The sequence below is a fragment of the Natronincola ferrireducens genome, from assembly GCF_900100845.1.
Lineage (GTDB): Bacteria > Bacillota > Clostridia > Peptostreptococcales > Natronincolaceae > Natronincola_B > Natronincola_B ferrireducens.
On sequence record NZ_FNFP01000001.1, the window covers coordinates 1,072,478 to 1,090,759 of the forward strand.

The window sequence follows — 18,282 nt, forward strand, 5'->3', positions numbered from 1 at the left end:
ATGCAGGAGGTAATGCTATGAAAAAGACAAATGCAGCGAGGGTATTAGATAAACTAAAAATTTTTTATGATATTCGTGAATATGAAGTGGAAGAAACAGACTTAAGTGCTGAAAATGCAGCTGAAAAAGTAGGATTCCCTCTAGAACAAGTATTTAAAACATTAGTAGCCAAGGGGGACAAAACTGGGGTAATCATATGTTGTATATCAGGAGAAAGAGAACTAAATTTGAAAAAAATAGCTGCATTAAGTAAAAATAAAAAAGTAGACTTAGTCCCTTTAAAAGAAGTTCAGCAGTTGACAGGGTATATTCGAGGCGGTGTTTCACCAATTGCAATGAAAAAAAGCTACCCTACATATATTGATGAAAGAGCTATTGAATTTTCCATGATTATGATTAGTGCTGGTCTTCGAGGTTGTCAGCTTCTCCTCCATCCTCAAGATTTAGCCAAGGCTGTTAAAGGAACTTTTGGTGATATAACCAACTGAAGTATAGGTTTCTAAAATGCTATTAAAGAGTGGGGTTGTTATTAGCATTAGGATATTAAGTTTAGTAATAATGATATTAAAGTACTGATTTTTAAATTTACACATAAAAAATTGAAACTTTCTTTGGATATAAAACGTCTAAATAGATAAGACGAAAAAGCTGAAGGAGTAGAAAAAATGAAAAAAGTAATTTTATTAATTCTCATAAGTATTACTTTGTTATCAGCCTGTGCTCCCGTAAGTAATACCAATCAATCTACATATATACATATGCCTCATGAAATAATCTTTTATCATAATGGTGATGAAATTATAATAGGGGGAGAAAGTAAGGGCTATGAAACTCTTCTTTCTTTAATTGATAAAGTTATTGCTGATACAGAGAATGTAGGAATGATGAAATCTATTATTAGAAATCCTAATGAACAAAAGGTTAAGTCTTCAGAGTATGCATTAGAGCTTATTTATTGTGATGCAATAAAAACTTCTCTAATGATTAATGGAAGAAGGGAAACTATAGTGTTTAGTAAGGTTTTTATACCTCTAGATAGTAATACTATATTTATTGGAATTGATGAAGGGTACAGCAATAGAGGGATTTCAGTATCCTTTATACCTAAAGAACTTGTAGTAGCTCTATTAGATGTTGTATAATCAAAAAAACTTCTAAAAAATAAAATAGAAATCCAAAGATCTCCATAAAAGCGTTAGCACTCATAACATTTGTTTGAATGCTAACGCTTTTGAAAAGAGATTATAGACTAATAAAGAGGTTTTTTATGAGTTTTTTCATGAAATTTAAGCAAAAGATTTAATTAAAGAAATTAGGGGGCTTTATATATGTTAGGAAATATCGTTTTATTTACTATGGGTATATTTATAAAAATTTTCATTTTTCATTTTTTTATGGAGATACCAAGAAATTTATTATTAATAACTTTTAACAATTTATTAGTTATACTTGCTATTTATTGTTTAGCAGGCTTAGTAAAGGAAGGAAGAAGGTTAAAAGTTTTTCTCTTGGCCAATATTATCCTATCCCTCCTAATTTTTGTAGATGCCATGTACTATAGTCATTTTTTTACACTAATACCTATACATAGTATTTATCAAGTAGGTCAATTAGGACCCGTATCAAACAGCATTTTTACTTTATTGAAACCCGGATACTTATTGGTTTTTATAGATACTATTTTTTTATGGATTTATTATAAAAAGCAGCACCGAACAATACCTATACTTGAAAGAAAGCACAAACTAGTTTTAGCTGGGGCATTTTTTGTATTTGTTTTTTCAGTGGCGGGGGGCGTCTATAAAGTTGGAAGAGATACAGAAGGAAATTATACTCCTCACAATTTAGGAATAATTAATTATCATCTATATGATATAGGTAGGTTCTTTGTAAAAAGTTCTCTAGATATAGATCGTGTTGAGGCTGTCATGGATATAGTCAATTATGAAACCGACAATCCAAGAGGATTTGGCTTAGTTAAAAATAGAAATGTCATTGTTATTCAAGCAGAATCTACACAAAACTTTGTCATTAATCAAGAAATTGAAGGGCAGATGATTACACCTGTATTAAATCAGTTAATTAATAAAGATAGTATCTATTTTAGTCGATATTATGAACAGGTAGGTTGGGGAAATACCTCTGATGCAGAATTTGTATCCCATAACGGCTTCTATCCTTCTACCGGAACCTTTAGTTATAAAGCCTTTGAGGAAAATGATTTTATAAATCTACCGATCCTATTAAAAGAAAGGGGATATAGCACCATTGCTTTTCATGGGAATCATGGTTCCTTTTGGAACCGGGATAACATTTATAATGCTCAAGGATTTGATACCTTCATTAGCTTAGAAAAGCTAGAAGAGGATGAATTAATAGGTATAGGGTTAAGTGATGCATCACTTTTTAGACAGTCTATTAAACATTTAAAAAATCTGAAGCAACCCTTTTACTCCTTCTATGTTACACTAACTTCCCATCATCCCTTTACTATGGAGGATCATGATAAAGGGCTAACTATTGAGGGGGAATATAGTGGCACTCTTCTAGAGGATTATTTACAGACAGTACATTATTTAGACCAACAAATAGGAAACTTTATAGAGATGCTAAAGCAAGAAGGGTTATATGATAATAGTATCATTGTAATCTATGGGGACCATGAGGGTTTAGACATGAGAAATGAAGAAGCAAATGACTTATTATCTTCTTTTTTAGCAAAACCATATGAAGAAGATGAAATGTTTCGTGTTCCTATGATTGTGCACATTCCTAATAGTGGTGTGAAAGAAGAAGTGACCATTGCTGGCGGTCAAATAGATTTTTTTCCTACAATGGCAAATTTATTAGGACTAAGTATAAAGACGGATCAGGTATTAGGAAAGGATCTGTTAAATATTAAAGAAGGATTTGTAGCAAAGCAAGTTCATATAGCAAAAGGCTCCTTTATAGATAATGATAAAGTATTTATCATATCCAGTGACGGTGTTTTTGAAAACAGCAGAGCTTGGAACATCTATACCGGTGAAGCTGTTGACTTAGAAGAATGCAGAGAAGGCTATGAAAGAGCTTTAGGAGAGATTAACTTATCGGAATATATATTAGAAAATAATTTAGTATCAGTAGTTAAAGAAAAGGGGTTAGAGTATATTTTGAGCATCATCTATAAAAGATGATGCTCAAAACTTTTTAGAAATAGTATCAATGCTTATTTAAGCAAAAATCTAAGTCTAGAACAACTTAGATTAACCTTCTATTTTGGAGGTTTCTTCATCAACATTATTTTCTAACTCTAACGTGGATTTTAAATTGACAATACAATCTTTTTCGTTAGCATAGCCCAAAACAATATCTTCCGCTAAAGAGCGACATGATGGGGATCCACAAGCACCACAATCAATTTGAGGAAGACTTTTTAAAACATCTTCAATCTTCATCAGCTTTTCTATAGCTTTAGAAAGATTAGTATCTAGTTTAGTGGAGTAGAGGGGATTAATGGTTTCTGTAAACAAAAAACTTTCAAACCCTTTCAGGTCTACTTTAGAAGCATAGCTATAATGGGTCTCTGCTAAACGTCTAATGCGATTTCGAGCTACAAAGGAGTTTTCAACTGTCAGACTTCCACCAACACAACCATTTGTGCAGGCCTGACACTCTAGAAATACCAAGTCATTGATTTTACCATTCTCTATTTCTTCTAATACATCCATCACATTTTCAATGCCGTCTATGGCAAGGTATTCCTTGACACCTAATGCTTTGCTTTGACCTTCCACTCTAGCCCAATCTATACCTTTGCCAGAAACCTTAAAGACTTCTCCAGTTTTTGTACTATCTAAATTTTTGCTAATCATTAAAAATAAAGATTTTATTGAAATTGCCCCATCAACATAAGAGGTTTTTGTACCAATGGGTTTTTTGAAACTAAATATTCTTGCTGTACATGGGGAAATATAGAATATACCTATATCATCCTCTGATAATTGCAACTCTTTAACCAATTTAGTACGCATCATATAAGCAGTTATCTCAATGGGAGAATCAACAGGTAGAATATGATCAATGAGCTCATGAAACCGTAGTTGAATTAATCGAATAATGGCCGGACAAGATGAAGAAATAACAGGCAACTTTGGGTTAGATGCAATGTAATTTTTGGTATATTTGGTTATTAGATCTGCACTATGGGAAATATCGTATACATCATTAAAGCCATATTGTTTAATACTATTAATAATTTGTGATGGAGTAATATTTTCATTAAACTGACTATATAAAACAGGATCAATTAGTGCAACACGATAAGGGTAGCGAAAAATATATTGAAGATCATGGGTAATACCACTAAAGGCATTAAAAGGACATATATTGATACAAGTACCACAATTAATACATTTACTTTCGAGTATTTTAGCTTTTCTATTTTTCACCCTTATTGCTTCAGTGGGGCAACGCTTAATACAGTTAGTACAGCCTGTGCACTTAGACGGATCAAGGGCTATCGCATGGATTAGGGAACGCATAACAATCCCTCCTAAGGTTATAATAAATATTAGTTATTTATAAAAGTTTTTAGTTAGTTAATATTATATATAATATTATACAATGAAAAAATAAATTTTAAAAATATTTTTATGATTTTTAATATTTTATTGCTATAAGAGAAATTTTATTAATTAAATAATAAAAAGTTAGATCATTAATAAAAATAGAATTATTTTAAATTCATACTATTTTTTAATGTATTGCAAGTTTTTGAAATATGGGGTAATATAATTTAGTATGTAAAAGGAATAATAATATAATTATCAGAAGTATCAAGAAAAAATCACAAAAAATCTACAGAAAAGGAGTGTCATGATGAAAAATTTAGGTTTATTGCCAAAATTAATTATTGGTATTGTTCTAGGGATTGTTATTGGATCTACAAAAATTGAGTTTCTTACTAGACTTTTAGTAACCTTTAGTGGAATTTTTGGTAACTTTTTAGGTTACGTTATTCCTCTACTCATTATTGGTTTTGTTGCTCCAGGTATTGCAGAGTTAGGTGGTAAGGCCGGAAGATTACTGGGGATTACGGCTGGAATAGCTTACTTATCCACAGTACTGGCTGGTATATTAGCATTTTTAGCAGCTTCAATAATTTTGCCAGCAATTATAACTGCTGGTGGAGAAACAGCAGCTGAAGGATTAATAGCTAATCCTTATTTTGAAATTCAAATGCCTGCTATAATGGGTGTTATGACTGCTCTAGTAACAGCCTTCTTGTTAGGTTTAGGTATGGCAGCTATTAAAGGCGATACAATGTTGCGTTTCATGCAGGAATTCCAAAAAATTATACAAAAGGTTATTGAAGCCATTATTATTCCATTACTACCAATACATATAGCTGGAATATTTGCAAGAATGGCTTATTCAGGTGAGGTAATAGAAACCTTAGCTGTATTTGGAAGGGTATTTGTACTAGTTATTGCAGTTCACATTGTTTATATTATCATCCAGTATTTAGTTGCTGGATCTATTACAGGAATAAATCCTTTCAGAGGAATTAAAAATATGTTACCTGCTTATTTTACTGCTATTGGTACACAATCTTCAGCAGCAACGATTCCTGTTACTGTTAGAAGCACATTAAATAATAATGTATCTGATGAGGTGGCGGAGTTTGCAATACCTCTATGTGCAACTATTCATTTAGCAGGAAGTACAATTACCTTAACAACCTGTGCTATTGCTGTTATGGCATTAGAAGGATTAAATCTAGGATTTGGAGAAGTGTTTCCATTTATTCTAATGCTGGGAGTTACTATGGTAGCAGCACCAGGAGTACCTGGTGGAGCAATCATGGCAGCCCTAGGACTTTTAGAAACAATGTTAGGCTTTACTGATGGACAACTTGCTTTAATGATGGCATTATACATTGCTCAAGATAGCTTTGGAACTGCAGCTAATGTAACTGGTGATGGTGCTATTGCATTAATTGTAAATAAATTTGCTAGAAGCTAAGATGATTAAATTTAAAGAAATAAATAAAGGTTAAACAAGCTAAAAGAGAAGGGACACCTTCTCTTTTAGCTTGTTTTTGGTTATTATAAGAATTTTTGTATAACTTTACTCCAGAAATTAAAGTCCTTTAAACGGAGCATTTTTACTTTAAGCTCAGATAATTGTAAAGACACTTCTGTAATACCTGCATAGCGATGTTCAACACCATCGCTAACCAACACAATAGAATTTTCAAATCGATATTCTGGATTTACTTTGATAATGGTTTCAGTTGGGAAAATAACACTGGAGGTAAAAGAGCGATAGGCATTGGTATTGATCGGTGCTAAAGGTGTTACCTGAACAATATTAAGTTTTGGATCTACCAAACTTCCCCCAACAGAATAATTGTAAGCAGTGCTGCCGGTAGACGTAGCTACCAATATACCATCACCACTAAACTTTTGAATAAGGTGATTATTTACTGAGATTGTCATATGAATCGTACGAGATTTATCACCCTTTATAACAATTTCGTTAATACCTCTAGCTTCAATACAATTATTTCTAGTACAAATAGTAGCTTCAATAGGACTAAGTTCCTCTATAAAGTAATCTCCAGATACATATTTTTCTAAAAAACTATCGATTTCATCTGGATTCACCTCAGCAAAAAAGCCTAAATGGCCTGTGTTAATTCCTATAATTGGAATATCAGGAAAATTGTACTTGTGTAGCGCTCCTAAAAAAGAACCATCTCCACCAATACAAATAATTAGTTCAGCATCGTAACTAAAATCAACAGCTATTTCAAAGCCTAATTGTATGAGCTTAGTTTTTAAATAGGAGGCAGTATCTACAGAGGTTTTAGCATCGTTATATACAATATTGATTATTTTTCTTTCTACCATAAACATTCTCCTTTAAATTTAAAATAGATAATCTTAAGGTACTTCATTGAAAATTAAGAGAATAGAATTTTAAGACTGTAACCTAAAATCAAAGTCTTGCTAGATATATAAAAGGAAGCTAATATATTTAACAAGAAATAAAAATACATATATTGTATTATACTACACTTTTCCAGATATAATAGTAATATTTCTTAAAAAAATATAATTATTATAAATAGTTGACTGAATTTTTATCTATAAAAATATTCTTGAAAGTTATCATATAAAATCATATAATATGGGGGGCAAATCAATAAATTTAAGGCAGGTGATACTATGATTATAGAAGGACAACAAAGGGAAGATCGAATTGTGTATGAAGTTACTGAAATCCATAGGGATGAAACAATAAAGGAGTTTTTAAAGAAAAGATTAAATATCTCCAGTCGACTTTTAACAAAATTGAAGAAAAATCAATCAATTCTTTTGAATGATCATTATGTAAAATATCACGAATCAGTGAAAGAGGGGGACATTATAAAAATTGTCATGACAGAAGAACCTAGTCAATTTGAAGGTGAAGATATCCCTCAAGAAATTGTTTATCAAGACGTGGATCTTATTATCATTAATAAATATCCGGGGATTGTTACTCATCCTACCAAAAGTCACCAGCAGGGAACTATTGCTAATGCAGCTCAATATTACTTAAACAAAAAGGGACTAAACTGTAGGATACGATTTGTTAATCGATTGGATATGGATACATCTGGATTATTAATAATAGCTAAAAACCCCTATGCCCATCATATATTATCAGAACAAATGCAGGATAATCAAGTGGAAAAAAAATATACTGCATTTGTAGAAGGAGTAGTAGAAAAGGATTTTGATACGATTGATGCTCCTATATACCGCCCTGCTATTGAATCTATTAAAAGGGTGGTGGATGAGAAGGGACAGAAATCCACCACTAAATATAGGGTCATAGAAAGATATAAAGATGCTACAATGATAGAAGTTCAATTATTAACAGGAAGAACCCATCAGATTCGAGTACATATGACCCATATAGGCCACCCACTAATCGGGGATAGCTTATATGGAAAAGCTTCAAATCTAGTGAATCGTCAAGCCCTCCATGCCAGTTATTTAAAATTTTTTCAACCTAGGTATGGAAAACTTGTAGAAGTAAAAGGTGAGTTACCAGAGGACTTAAAGGAATTACAGCAAAAGTTAAGATGATAAATAATCATTAAAGGAAACAATTTTAAAAAACTTTCATTAATGCTTAATAAGCTTTTAAGGGTGTAGTAGGAATCTATATAGAAGCTTTACTTATAGCTGAATTGAAACTTTATGAGTTACAAAACGAGATAATGATGTTAGGTAATAAGAGTACAACCATAGAAAAAATTATTTTTCTAAATATATCCAATAAGATGATATAAAAATGCCAAAATTAATGAGGGTTTAAAATTCCCGAGGAAAATACCCCCAAGAACTTGAAAGATTTTTAGATATCATGAACTGTGCTTATGAAAAGTTGAATAATGCATGTTAGAAAAATGTTAGAAAATAGTATAACATAAAAAAAGGGTATCCATTCAAGGAACCCTTTTTCATTGAAATAGCAATATCCATTTTGGTGGAGATAAGGGGACTTGAACCCCTGACCTCTTGACTGCCAGTCAAGCGCGCTCCCAACTGCGCCATACCCCCTCGACAAGAATAAGTATACAATAAAAATTGAAACTTGTAAAGAATTTTATAGAATAAAATTTCAACAGAGTTAGAAGCCTTAAAGTCCTCTAACTTCCTTAGCATCTCCTTCGGTAAAGTAGAGAGTATCTTTACCCTTGCATTTTGGACAAATATTATCCTTCATTTGATATATAACAACAGATCCGCCATCCTCTGAAATTTGCTTGCTAATATCACGTTTTCTTGAATAATTTTCTGTTTTATAATCACATTTTTTACAAAAAGCAAACATTAAAATCACAGCCTTTCTTAAATTTTAAACTCCTTAGTATTTTACCCTTATTTTCATTTTAAAATAGTTTTATTCCTTTACTATTTTTTTACACATTTAATAAATTCCTATTTATATATAGTAAATCTAACTAACAACAACCTAAGAAACTTTAAAGAAATACAAAATGTTCACTAGTTTTGTTTTATAAATGGAAGGATTTTTTTTTGTTTTATAGAATATACAATTTAGCAAAACAATTAAAGCTCTAATTCAATAATTGATATTTAACAATAAGATCGATGAACTGTAGATAAGTAGTCATTTAAAAGAGAACCACATATCGATAGAGTAAATTATTAGAATATGGAGGGGAGATTGCAGTGGATAAAAAGATACAGTATAGAGAGAAGGATTTAAAAGATATTGAATTAGATCTAGAAGAACTATCTATTCAGCTAATTGACATATTAAAATATTATAAAATTAAAGGAGTAATCAATAACGAGGAATATGAGCAGCACATTAAAGTAAAGGAAAAATTTTTAACCTACCTACAAAACAAAAGAGAAAAGGATTTGTAGAAAAGGAACAATAATTTCAAAATAGCATAACATAGTAAATAAAAGGGCTAGGAGGATAAATATAATGCCAGAGGGGCTAGAACTCATTACTATGGACGTGTTAACTACCTTTACAGGTGCAGTGTTAGCCACTAATATCGTGACCCACTTTATTAAAGATTATACACCAGAATTTCTAGACAAAAAGATTGTCACATTAATCGTAGCAACCTTTATTATGTTTTCAAATCAATTGTTTTTGGGGACGATTAGCCTACAAACCTTATATTTAAGTTTTTTAAATTCCTTTTTAGTAGCCACAGCTGCTGTAGGCAACTACGAAATTCTTACAAGAAAGACAAAAAAAAGATTAATTAAGGAACTACAAGACGAGGTTGCCTTCAGAGAAAAAGAAGAATAAAGGAATCTATTGATACTTAGAGGATACTAGAACATTACTAGTATCTTTTATATTTATAAAACTTTATTATTTTCTTCACCTGTGTTATAATTTTATGTAAACCTCTCATTACATATAAATTTTTTACTATATAAATAGGAGGTTATGATAATGAAAAAGCTTAAAAATAAAAAATTAGCAATAGCAATTTGCATGGTGACTTTGATATTGTCTATTTTATCAGTAGGTATTTATAGACAATATTTTTCTGGTGAAATACCATTAGAAATACCTTATGGTGAATTTTTAGAGAAAGTAAAAGAAAATCAAGTACGAACTGTATATTTATCCGATAGCCCTAAGTTAAAGGGTGAATTGCAAGATGGAAAAGCTTTTATAACCGATCATCCTAGAACAGATGATTTGAAGGAATTTCTTTTAGTACAAAACATAATAGTTGAAGAAGTAGGGCAACAGCATTCTATGGGTCAAATTATTACCTTTGTTGTTTTGGTAGGGGTATTTGCAGCTATAGCTTTTATTCTGCCTAAACAAAGCTCTAAGCAAGCTTCAAAGGAATATGATAAAATGTCTTCTGTAGAATTTTCAACTCAAAAAGAATCAGCCATTACTTTTAGTAATATTGCTGGAAACGAAGAAGCCAAAGAAAATATGATGGAATTAGTGGATTTTTTAAAAAATCCTAAGAAGTATGAACGATATGGAGCTAGGATGCCCAAAGGGGTTATTTTATATGGCCCTCCAGGCACAGGAAAAACCTTAATGGCAAAGGCCTTAGCCAGTGAAGCAGGTGTAGATTTTTTAGCGGTTTCTGGTTCTGATTTCGTACAGGTATATGCAGGCTTAGGTGCTGGTAGAATTAGAAATCTGTTCAAAAAGGCCAGTGAAAAAGGAAAGTGTGTAATATTCATTGATGAGATAGATGCAATAGGGAAAAAACGGGATCGTGGAGGTCTAGGTGGTAGTGATGAGTCCGACAGAACTTTAAATGCATTACTAACAGAGATGTCAGGCTTTAAAGGTAGTGAAGGAATTATCGTTATGGCAGCCACCAATAGATTAGATATTTTGGATGAAGCTCTGTTGAGGCCGGGACGTTTTGATAGACAAATAGAGATAGGCTTACCCGACTTAAAGGCACGACAGGATATTTTAGCCCTATATACAAGAAACAGACCTATAGACAATACCATTAGCATTGAAAAAATAGCTCAACAAACTGTATATTTTAGTGGCGCTAAGCTAGAGAATTTAATGAATGAAGCAGCTATTTATGCAGCTAGGGAAAATGCATCCTTTATTGCAGAAAAGCATATTGATAGAGCATTTTATACAGTTATTGCTGGAGAAGAGAAAAAAAATAGAGGAAACATAAAAGAAATAGACAGAAAAATTACTGCATATCATGAAGCTGGACATACTGTAGCTACTAAGCTATTATGCCCTGAAAATAAGGTGACAAAGGTTACTATTATTCCCAGCACAAAAGGTGCTGGAGGTTTCAGTATGAATGTTCCTCCCGACAGTATGTATCATAGAAAAGTAGATATGTTTAATAATATTAAAATCGCTCTTGCTGGTAGAGTAGTGGAAGAATTTGTTTTTGGTGGAGATAATATAACCACTGGAGCAAGTAATGATATACAAAAAGCTACTGAAATAATTGTTTCTATGGTAAAGCAATTTGGTATGAGTGAAGAGGTAGGGATGATCAACTATGATATTTTGCTAGGAGGATCTGGAGGGATAGATCAGAGACTAGCAGAAATATGCAACAACGAAATGAAAAGACTATATAATGAGACAAAAGAACTAATAAAAGAAAATATCCAATTGGTTTCTGCTATTGCAAAAGGTCTGTTGGATAGGGAAACCCTAAAAGAAGATGAAATTGATATGATTATTAAGGAGGCAGCTTAGGCTGCCTTTTGCATGAAAAAAATTTTCAAAGTATATAATAACACCTATAGCCCAATAAAAATGATAAATGAGGTGTATTATAAAAAATGATAGTTAAAATACATTTTAAAAAATCTAATAAAACTATAGAAGTTTTTCCAGGGAATACACTACTAAGTGTTGCTAGAGACCATCATATTTTTATTCCATCCCCCTGTGGTGGCAATGCAAGATGTGGGGGATGTAGGATAAGGGTATTACAGGGTAAGGACTTAGAGGACATCAGTGCTGAAGAATATTTGAAGCTAAGTGATGAGCAGATAGAGAAGGGATTTAGACTAGCTTGCTCTTATGTTATAAAAGAAGATATTGAGGTGGATATATAGAAGAAAGAAAAATAGTAGAGAAGTCAAGTGACGTGGACAGTAAAAAAAGAAAGAAATTTAAAACGAATAGAGGGAAATTACGTAATAGTAATGGATAATGAAGAATTTTGGTAAAAAGTACATTTTAAATCCAACTTATTTTATTATATAATAACCTTAAAGACAGTCGAGGATGCCCGTGACGACTAGCAAAATTCAACCGACAAATAACATCCGGGAGAACATATTTTTATTCCTATGGAATGCCCCTAAGGGGACTTCAGAAGAATAAAATTTGTCACCCACCTTTAGTGCGTGGCGGGTGTGAATTTTGCTAGTTGACGACATCTTGGATCAAAGTTCCTCCTAAGATTTTCTTAGGGGGTTTTATTTTTTCTGCAAAAGAATAAAAACTATTTTTCAAAGCATAAATTTCTATTTTTTCTAAAAACTTGAACAATTAGTAAAAATATGTTAACATTAAAAAAATTACATAAAAATAGGTGTCAAATTTTCGAGTGAAATAATCTAAGGCTAGTAAAAGCTAAGATTTTTTACCCTTGGGTAAATAAAGAAATTTATTTGCCTCCCACTTTGGAAAGGAAATTTGTGTTAATAAATAAGCCGATCCTTGTGGATTGGCTATTGTTTTTTCATGAAAGAATATGAATTTCAAGTAAAGGGGAAGAGGCCATGGAACTATTAAATACAGTAACGATGGAAAAAGCACGGAATAGGCTTGAGGAAGTTTTTAAAGACTTAACATTAGCAGGGGAAGAAATTCCAATATTACAAGCTCTAGGTCGAATTGTTTACGAAGATATAAAAGCTCCAATAAATGTTCCAGACTTTAATAGATCCACCGTTGATGGCTATGCAGTTATTGCAAAGGACACCTTTGGTGCCAGTGAATCCCTACCAAGCTTTTTGCAAAAATCTGGAGAAGTAGAAATGGGAAAACCAACAGAAATTTCTATTCAATCTGGTGAATGTTGTTATGTTCCTACAGGGGGTATGCTCCCTAAAAATAGTGATGCCGTTGTCATGGTGGAATATACAGAGGAGATGGATGATGATACGATTTTTATCCAAACGGCGGTTGCCCCTAAGGACAATGTTTTAGAAGTGGGGGAGGATATTACCAAAGAACAAGTAATTCTAAAAAAAGGTCATAAACTGAGACCCCAGGATATCGGTGTATTAGCAGGCATGGGGTTTACAAAGATAAAGGTTTTTAGAAAGCTTAAAATAAGCATTCTATCAACTGGCGATGAAATTGTTTCACCAGAGGAAGAAACAAAACCCGGGCAAATTAAGGATATGAACACCTATAGTTTAGCGACAGCTGCTATCCAGAGTGGGTGTGAAGTAGTGGCCTTAGATGTAGTAAAAGACGACTTACAGGTCTTAGAGGATCAACTGAAGGCTTTTCTAGAGATTAGTGATATCATATTGGTATCTGGAGGAAGCTCCATGGGAACCAAGGATGTTACAAAGGATGCTATAAATGCTATAGGAGAACCGGGAGTATTTATTCATGGCATTGCTGTAAAACCTGGAAAACCAACTATTGTGGGGAAGATAAACAACAAAGCAGTTTTTGGTCTACCGGGACAACCGGTGTCGGCATTGGTGGTTTATCAAATCCTAGTAAACCATTTAGTTAAGGTGCTTTATAGTGATGAAAGTTCCATACCCTATCTTTTGGGAGAATTAACGGTAAATATAGCCTCAGCTCCCGGGAGAGAACACTATGTAATGGTGAAGATTGCCCAGGAAAAACAAAAGACAAAGGTTTATCCTATTCATGGAAAATCTGGGATGTTAACAATGATGACTAATTCGATAGGCTATGTGAAAATTGATACAAATCAAGAGGGACTAACAAAAGGACAAGAGGTGGAGGTTTATCTATTTTAAAAAAGCGGGGTGTTTATATGGGAAAAGACACAAGAAATATATATTTAACCAATATTCCTTTGCAGGAGGCACAAAATCAATATTTCTCAAGCTTTGACATAGAAGAATTTTTTAGAAAAACTGAAAAGGTAAAGGTCATAGATGCCTTAGATAGGATAACCTCAGCCCCAGTTTTTGCTGAAAAATCTTCCCCAAGCTATAATGCTGCTGCCATGGATGGTATTGCTGTTATAGCAGAAAAAACCTATGGTGCTACGGAAAGTAATCCTATTCAGTTAAAGTTAGATAAGGATTATATTTTTATTAATACAGGTGGATGTATTAAAGAGCCCTACGATGCTGTCATTATGATTGAAGATGTTGTAGAAATAGATGATGAAAAGGTTGAAATATATAGGGGTGCCAAGCCATGGCAACATGTAAGACCTATTGGGGAGGATATTGTAGAGGGAGAAATGATTATTTCCACTAACCATAAAATTAGACCCATGGATATCGGAGGACTTTTAGCGGGCAAAATTCAAGAGGTTGAAGTCTATCAACAGCCTAAGGTAGGAATTATACCAACAGGATCGGAAATCATTGAGGTCTCCCAACCTCTAGAGGTTGGAAAAATTGTAGAATCTAACTCTCGAATGTTTGCCGGAATGATTCAGCACTATGGAGGCTTGCCCAATAGATATCCCATTGTGAAGGATGATTACAATCTTATTAGAGAAGCCATCTGTAAAGCTGTGGAAGAAAATGATGTTATTATTATTAATGCTGGGTCTTCAGCTGGCTCAAAGGATTATACAGTAAACATACTAAGAGAAATTGGAGATGTAGTTATCCACGGGGTAGCTACTAAACCAGGAAAACCAGTTATTTTAGCTACTGTAAAAGGAAAGCCAGTAATAGGCATTCCAGGATATCCTGTATCTGCTTACTTTGTTTTTGAATTTTTCTTAAAGCCCCTCATCTTTCAATACAATCGACAAGTTCTTCCAGAGGGACAAAAAATAAAAGCTCATTTAACCAGAAGGGTTGTATCTTCTCTAAAACATGAAGAATATATTCGATTGAAGCTAGGTAAAGTTGGAGAGAAAATGACAGCTACACCATTAGAACGGGGTGCTGGAGTTACTATGTCTTTGGTAAAGGCGGATGGTATTTTGGTTATTCCTCAGCAAAGTGAAGGATATGAGGCAGGAAAAGAAATAGAAGTCACTTTATTGAAGTCCTCAGAAGAAATCCAAAATACAATTGTATCTATAGGAAGTCATGATATTGTTATGGATATAATAGGAAACCAGGTACATAAGGAAAATCCCCAGTTGTTTTTAGCCTCTGCCCATGTAGGTAGCATGGGGGGAATTATGGCTATGAAAAAAAAGGAATGCCATATAGCGCCTATTCATCTAATGGATGAAGTGACAGGGGAGTACAATGTATCCTATGTTAAACGTTATCTAAAGGATGAAAAAATGACTTTAATCAAATTTGCAAAAAGAAGTCAAGGCTTTATGATAGCAAAGGGAAACCCTAAAAATATTGAAGGGATACAGGATCTAATCCGGGATGATCTACAGTTTGTAAATAGACAACGGGGGGCTGGCACAAGAATTTTGTTGGATTATTCTTTAAAAGGAGCAGGGATAGAAGCATCTCAAGTCAATGGGTATGATAGGGAAATGACCACCCATATGGCGGTGGCGGCGGCAGTGGCCAGTGGTACCGCCGATTGGGGCTTAGGAGTGTATTCTGCTGCAAAATCTATGGGGTTAGACTTTATCCAAATTGGTTGGGAGGACTATGATCTATTAATTCGACAGGAGGATTTAATAAAGGAGGAAATAATTAAGCTTATTGAAACCATGAAAAGTAATAGTTTCATAAAATTAGTAGAAGGATTAGGTGGTTATGATATGAAAAATGTTGGAGAGGTACTATTTATTTAAGGAGGGGTTTGAATGGCAAAAGTAGTAGCAATAAATATTAGTACAAGAAAAGGTGAAAAAAAAGTTCCAGTTGAAAAGGCAGTTTTCTTAGAAAACTTTGGAATAGAGGGAGATGCCCATGGGGGAGACTGGCATCGACAGGTGAGTTTGTTGGCCCAAGAAAGTGCTGATAAAATTAGACAAGCAGGTCTTCCCCATATTAAAGAAGGGGATTTTGCTGAAAACATCACAACGGAAGGGATAAGCCTGAATCAATTACCTATTGGGACGAAATTGAAAATAGGAGAAACCCTTCAAGAAGTAACCCAAATTGGTAAGGAGTGTCATCAGCATTGTGCTATTTATCATCAAGTTGGGGATTGCGTTATGCCAAAGGAAGGGATTTTTACAAAAGTTATTAAGGGTGGCATTGTTTATCCTGGGGATACTATAGAAGTTGTAGAAGATTAATAAAGAGAAATTGGTTTTATAAATAAAGTCCTGTAGAATTTGTGTAGTATTAAGCAAAAACCTATGGGGCTTTAAACTTTCTGTAAAAGGGTATGATAATAGATAAAGAGAAGAGAAACAGGAGTGGTGTAATGGATAAAAAAGAGGTTAGCAAAATACTAGAGGATATTGGCATACTATTAGAAATCCAAGGGGAAAATCCCTTTAAAACTAGGGCTTATTTTAATGGTGCTAGGGTGATAGAACTTCTAAATGAAGATTTAAACGCCTTAGTAGAGGAAAATAGACTTCATGAAGTAAAGGGAATAGGAAAGGCCCTCCAAGAAAAGATTACTGAGCTTGTAAGCACTGGAAGGCTACAGTACTATGAGGAACTTAAAGCTACTATCCCTGAAGGAATTTTTGATATATTAAAAATTCCAGGCTTAGGACCTAAAAAGGTGAAGGTGTTGTATGATGTATTACATATTACCACCATAGGTGAATTAGAGTATGCTTGCTTGGAAAATAGATTAATTGATTTGAAGGGTTTCGGAGAAAAAACCCAAAATAAAATATTAGAGGGCATAGAACATCTTAAAAAGTATAGGGGACAGCACTTACTATCTACAGGAATGATTTTTGGTAGAGCTATTGTTGAAAAATTAAAGGAGCAAAAGGACATCCTTCGGGTGAGCTTAGCTGGTAGTATAAGAAGGCAAAAGGAGATCATTAAAGATATAGATATTATCGCCAGCTGCCTAGAGGAAAATCGAGAAGCTATCATGGAATACTTCACCTCTCTAGATGAGGTGGAAAAAATAATAGCAAAGGGTAATACAAAATCAAGTGTTTTGCTATGGTCTGGTATTAATGTAGACTTAAGACTGGTCAATGATGAAGAATATCCCTTTTTACTGCATCATTTTACAGGCAGTAAAGAGCATAATACTGCCATTCGTCATAGGGCAAAGACCTTGGGTCTTAAAATTAATGAATACGGTATTTTTAAAGGAACAGAAAGGATTGGGGTAACCAATGAAGAAGAATTTTTTTCTGTATTAAATCTACAGTATATTCCTCCTGAGCTACGGGAAAATCATGGAGAAATAGAGGCTGCTGAGGAGGGAAAAATTCCTGAGTTGATTCAGTTAAATGATATAAAGGGAGTTCTACATGTCCACAGTAACTATAGTGATGGTGTTAACACGATAGAAGAGCTGGTAAAGACAGCTATAGGCAAGGGGTTTCAATATATAGGCATTTCTGATCACAGTAAAAGTGCCTTTTACGCCAATGGTTTGAAGGAAAAGACAGTGAAAAAACAACATGAAGAAATAGATGAATTAAGAATAAAATATCCTGCAATAAAAATACTTAAGGGCATAGAGTCTGATATCCTTGTAGATGGTTCATTAGATTATGATGAAGAGATATTATCCACCTTCGATTATGTTATTGGCTCTGTCCATTCTAATTTTAACCTAGACAAGGAAACTATGACAAATCGTTTAAAAAGGGCGATAGAAAATAAATATTTAACCATATTAGGCCATCCTACTGGAAGACTGTTATTATCTAGAAAAGCCTATAATTTAGATTTAGAGGAAATTATTAAACATTGTAGTAAGTATGATGTGGCTATCGAAATCAATAGTAATCCCCATAGACTAGATTTAGATTGGAGAATGTGCAAGTATGCTAAGGAGAAGGGTGTAAAGCTAGTCATAGAACCAGATGCCCATAGAATCACTGGCATAGATGACATTGCCTATGGCATAGGAATAGGTAGAAAGGGAGGGCTACAACCCCAAGATGTTTTAAATGCCGGAGAATTTGAGAGTGTTTATCATTTATTAAAAAACAAGACAAAGGGCTGATCTGTTAGGTTG

Annotated in this window: 16 protein-coding genes, 1 tRNA gene, 1 other RNA gene and 1 riboswitch; of the genes, 14 read left to right on the top strand and 4 right to left on the bottom strand. The window is 33.3% G+C overall.

Features of this window, described 5'->3' with window-relative positions:
• Positions 1 to 17 precede the first annotated feature (17 nt).
• The 3 genes from ybaK (at position 18) to BLS22_RS04940 (ending at position 3,176) form a co-directional block, all read left to right on the top strand.
• Complete coding sequence (gene ybaK / locus BLS22_RS04930; RefSeq protein ID WP_090551149.1) at positions 18 to 488, top strand: Cys-tRNA(Pro) deacylase; 471 nt, start codon at positions 18 to 20, stop codon at positions 486 to 488.
• A 177-nt stretch (positions 489 to 665) separates the two neighbouring features.
• Positions 666 to 1,142, top strand: a complete 477-nt coding sequence (locus BLS22_RS04935) for a hypothetical protein (RefSeq protein WP_090551152.1) — start codon at positions 666 to 668, stop codon at positions 1,140 to 1,142.
• 186 nt (positions 1,143 to 1,328) lie between these two features.
• Complete coding sequence (locus BLS22_RS04940; protein ID WP_090551154.1) at positions 1,329 to 3,176, top strand: LTA synthase family protein; 1,848 nt, start codon at positions 1,329 to 1,331, stop codon at positions 3,174 to 3,176.
• Positions 3,177 to 3,245: 69 nt separating this feature from the next.
• Here BLS22_RS04940 and BLS22_RS04945 read toward each other — a convergent pair whose 3' ends face one another.
• On the bottom strand, positions 3,246 to 4,523 hold the full coding sequence (locus tag BLS22_RS04945; RefSeq protein WP_090551157.1) for a [Fe-Fe] hydrogenase large subunit C-terminal domain-containing protein: 1,278 nt from the start codon (positions 4,521 to 4,523) through the stop codon (positions 3,246 to 3,248).
• A 337-nt stretch (positions 4,524 to 4,860) separates the two neighbouring features.
• Between BLS22_RS04945 and BLS22_RS04950 the strand changes: the two genes are divergently transcribed.
• The gene (locus tag BLS22_RS04950) at positions 4,861 to 6,006 is read left to right on the top strand and encodes a dicarboxylate/amino acid:cation symporter (RefSeq protein ID WP_090551159.1); all 1,146 of its coding nucleotides are present in this window, start codon (positions 4,861 to 4,863) and stop codon (positions 6,004 to 6,006) included.
• Between the two features lie 83 nt (positions 6,007 to 6,089).
• Here the strand turns inward: BLS22_RS04950 and BLS22_RS04955 are convergent, their stop codons facing one another.
• A complete protein-coding gene (locus BLS22_RS04955; protein ID WP_090551162.1) occupies positions 6,090 to 6,896 on the bottom strand; it encodes an NAD(+)/NADH kinase in 807 nt (268 codons plus the stop codon).
• 318 nt (positions 6,897 to 7,214) lie between these two features.
• Between BLS22_RS04955 and BLS22_RS04960 the strand changes: the two genes are divergently transcribed.
• Positions 7,215 to 8,123 carry an RluA family pseudouridine synthase gene (locus tag BLS22_RS04960; RefSeq protein ID WP_090551165.1) on the top strand — a complete coding sequence of 303 codons (909 nt, stop codon included), beginning with the start codon at positions 7,215 to 7,217 and terminating at the stop codon, positions 8,121 to 8,123.
• A gap of 401 nt (positions 8,124 to 8,524) precedes the next feature.
• Here BLS22_RS04960 and BLS22_RS04965 read toward each other — a convergent pair.
• Both BLS22_RS04965 and BLS22_RS04970 read right to left on the bottom strand, forming a co-directional pair.
• Positions 8,525 to 8,600 (bottom strand) — tRNA-Ala (locus BLS22_RS04965).
• 79 nt (positions 8,601 to 8,679) lie between these two features.
• On the bottom strand, positions 8,680 to 8,874 hold the full coding sequence (locus BLS22_RS04970; RefSeq protein ID WP_090551167.1) for a hypothetical protein: 195 nt from the start codon (positions 8,872 to 8,874) through the stop codon (positions 8,680 to 8,682).
• A 362-nt stretch (positions 8,875 to 9,236) separates the two neighbouring features.
• Here BLS22_RS04970 and BLS22_RS04975 point away from each other — a divergent pair, with 362 nt between their 5' ends.
• From BLS22_RS04975 to polX, 9 genes are all read left to right on the top strand, one after another.
• Complete coding sequence (locus tag BLS22_RS04975; RefSeq protein ID WP_090551170.1) at positions 9,237 to 9,437, top strand: hypothetical protein; 201 nt, start codon at positions 9,237 to 9,239, stop codon at positions 9,435 to 9,437.
• 64 nt (positions 9,438 to 9,501) lie between these two features.
• The gene (locus BLS22_RS04980; RefSeq protein WP_090551173.1) at positions 9,502 to 9,837 is read left to right on the top strand and encodes a hypothetical protein; all 336 of its coding nucleotides are present in this window, start codon (positions 9,502 to 9,504) and stop codon (positions 9,835 to 9,837) included.
• 150 nt (positions 9,838 to 9,987) lie between these two features.
• The gene (locus tag BLS22_RS04985) at positions 9,988 to 11,757 is read left to right on the top strand and encodes an ATP-dependent metallopeptidase FtsH/Yme1/Tma family protein (protein WP_090551177.1); all 1,770 of its coding nucleotides are present in this window, start codon (positions 9,988 to 9,990) and stop codon (positions 11,755 to 11,757) included.
• Positions 11,758 to 11,843: 86 nt separating this feature from the next.
• Complete coding sequence (locus BLS22_RS04990) at positions 11,844 to 12,122, top strand: 2Fe-2S iron-sulfur cluster-binding protein (RefSeq protein ID WP_090551180.1); 279 nt, start codon at positions 11,844 to 11,846, stop codon at positions 12,120 to 12,122.
• A gap of 161 nt (positions 12,123 to 12,283) precedes the next feature.
• A non-coding RNA gene (ssrS, locus tag BLS22_RS04995) (6S RNA) lies at positions 12,284 to 12,461 on the top strand.
• Positions 12,462 to 12,601: 140 nt separating this feature from the next.
• A riboswitch (molybdenum cofactor riboswitch) is annotated at positions 12,602 to 12,722 on the top strand.
• A gap of 72 nt (positions 12,723 to 12,794) precedes the next feature.
• A complete protein-coding gene (locus BLS22_RS05000) occupies positions 12,795 to 14,021 on the top strand; it encodes a molybdopterin molybdotransferase MoeA (RefSeq protein ID WP_090551184.1) in 1,227 nt (408 codons plus the stop codon).
• Positions 14,022 to 14,038: 17 nt separating this feature from the next.
• Positions 14,039 to 15,961 carry a molybdopterin biosynthesis protein gene (locus tag BLS22_RS05005; protein ID WP_090551186.1) on the top strand — a complete coding sequence of 641 codons (1,923 nt, stop codon included), beginning with the start codon at positions 14,039 to 14,041 and terminating at the stop codon, positions 15,959 to 15,961.
• A gap of 12 nt (positions 15,962 to 15,973) precedes the next feature.
• Positions 15,974 to 16,411, top strand: coding sequence for an MOSC domain-containing protein (locus BLS22_RS05010; protein ID WP_090551189.1), 438 nt, complete (start codon positions 15,974 to 15,976; stop codon positions 16,409 to 16,411).
• 131 nt (positions 16,412 to 16,542) lie between these two features.
• A complete protein-coding gene (polX, locus tag BLS22_RS05015) occupies positions 16,543 to 18,270 on the top strand; it encodes a DNA polymerase/3'-5' exonuclease PolX (protein WP_090551191.1) in 1,728 nt (575 codons plus the stop codon).
• The last annotated feature ends 12 nt before the right edge of the window (positions 18,271 to 18,282 follow it).

Excerpts from the sequence above, each read along its gene's own strand:
- BLS22_RS04970 (WP_090551167.1), bottom strand. The coding sequence starts at position 8,874 with ATGTTTGCTTTTTGTAAAAAATGTGATTATAAAACAGAAAATTATTCA.
- BLS22_RS04980 (WP_090551173.1), top strand. The coding sequence starts at position 9,502 with ATGCCAGAGGGGCTAGAACTCATTACTATGGACGTGTTAACTACCTTT.
- BLS22_RS05000 (WP_090551184.1), top strand. The coding sequence starts at position 12,795 with ATGGAACTATTAAATACAGTAACGATGGAAAAAGCACGGAATAGGCTT.
- BLS22_RS04940 (WP_090551154.1), top strand. The coding sequence starts at position 1,329 with ATGTTAGGAAATATCGTTTTATTTACTATGGGTATATTTATAAAAATT.
- BLS22_RS05010 (WP_090551189.1), top strand. The coding sequence starts at position 15,974 with ATGGCAAAAGTAGTAGCAATAAATATTAGTACAAGAAAAGGTGAAAAA.
- BLS22_RS04935 (WP_090551152.1), top strand. The coding sequence starts at position 666 with ATGAAAAAAGTAATTTTATTAATTCTCATAAGTATTACTTTGTTATCA.
- BLS22_RS04990 (WP_090551180.1), top strand. The coding sequence starts at position 11,844 with ATGATAGTTAAAATACATTTTAAAAAATCTAATAAAACTATAGAAGTT.
- BLS22_RS04985 (WP_090551177.1), top strand. The coding sequence starts at position 9,988 with ATGAAAAAGCTTAAAAATAAAAAATTAGCAATAGCAATTTGCATGGTG.
- BLS22_RS04945 (WP_090551157.1), bottom strand. The coding sequence starts at position 4,523 with ATGCGTTCCCTAATCCATGCGATAGCCCTTGATCCGTCTAAGTGCACA.
- BLS22_RS04955 (WP_090551162.1), bottom strand. The coding sequence starts at position 6,896 with ATGGTAGAAAGAAAAATAATCAATATTGTATATAACGATGCTAAAACC.
- BLS22_RS04960 (WP_090551165.1), top strand. The coding sequence starts at position 7,215 with ATGATTATAGAAGGACAACAAAGGGAAGATCGAATTGTGTATGAAGTT.
- ybaK (WP_090551149.1), top strand. The coding sequence starts at position 18 with ATGAAAAAGACAAATGCAGCGAGGGTATTAGATAAACTAAAAATTTTT.
- BLS22_RS05005 (WP_090551186.1), top strand. The coding sequence starts at position 14,039 with ATGGGAAAAGACACAAGAAATATATATTTAACCAATATTCCTTTGCAG.
- BLS22_RS04950 (WP_090551159.1), top strand. The coding sequence starts at position 4,861 with ATGAAAAATTTAGGTTTATTGCCAAAATTAATTATTGGTATTGTTCTA.
- polX (WP_090551191.1), top strand. The coding sequence starts at position 16,543 with ATGGATAAAAAAGAGGTTAGCAAAATACTAGAGGATATTGGCATACTA.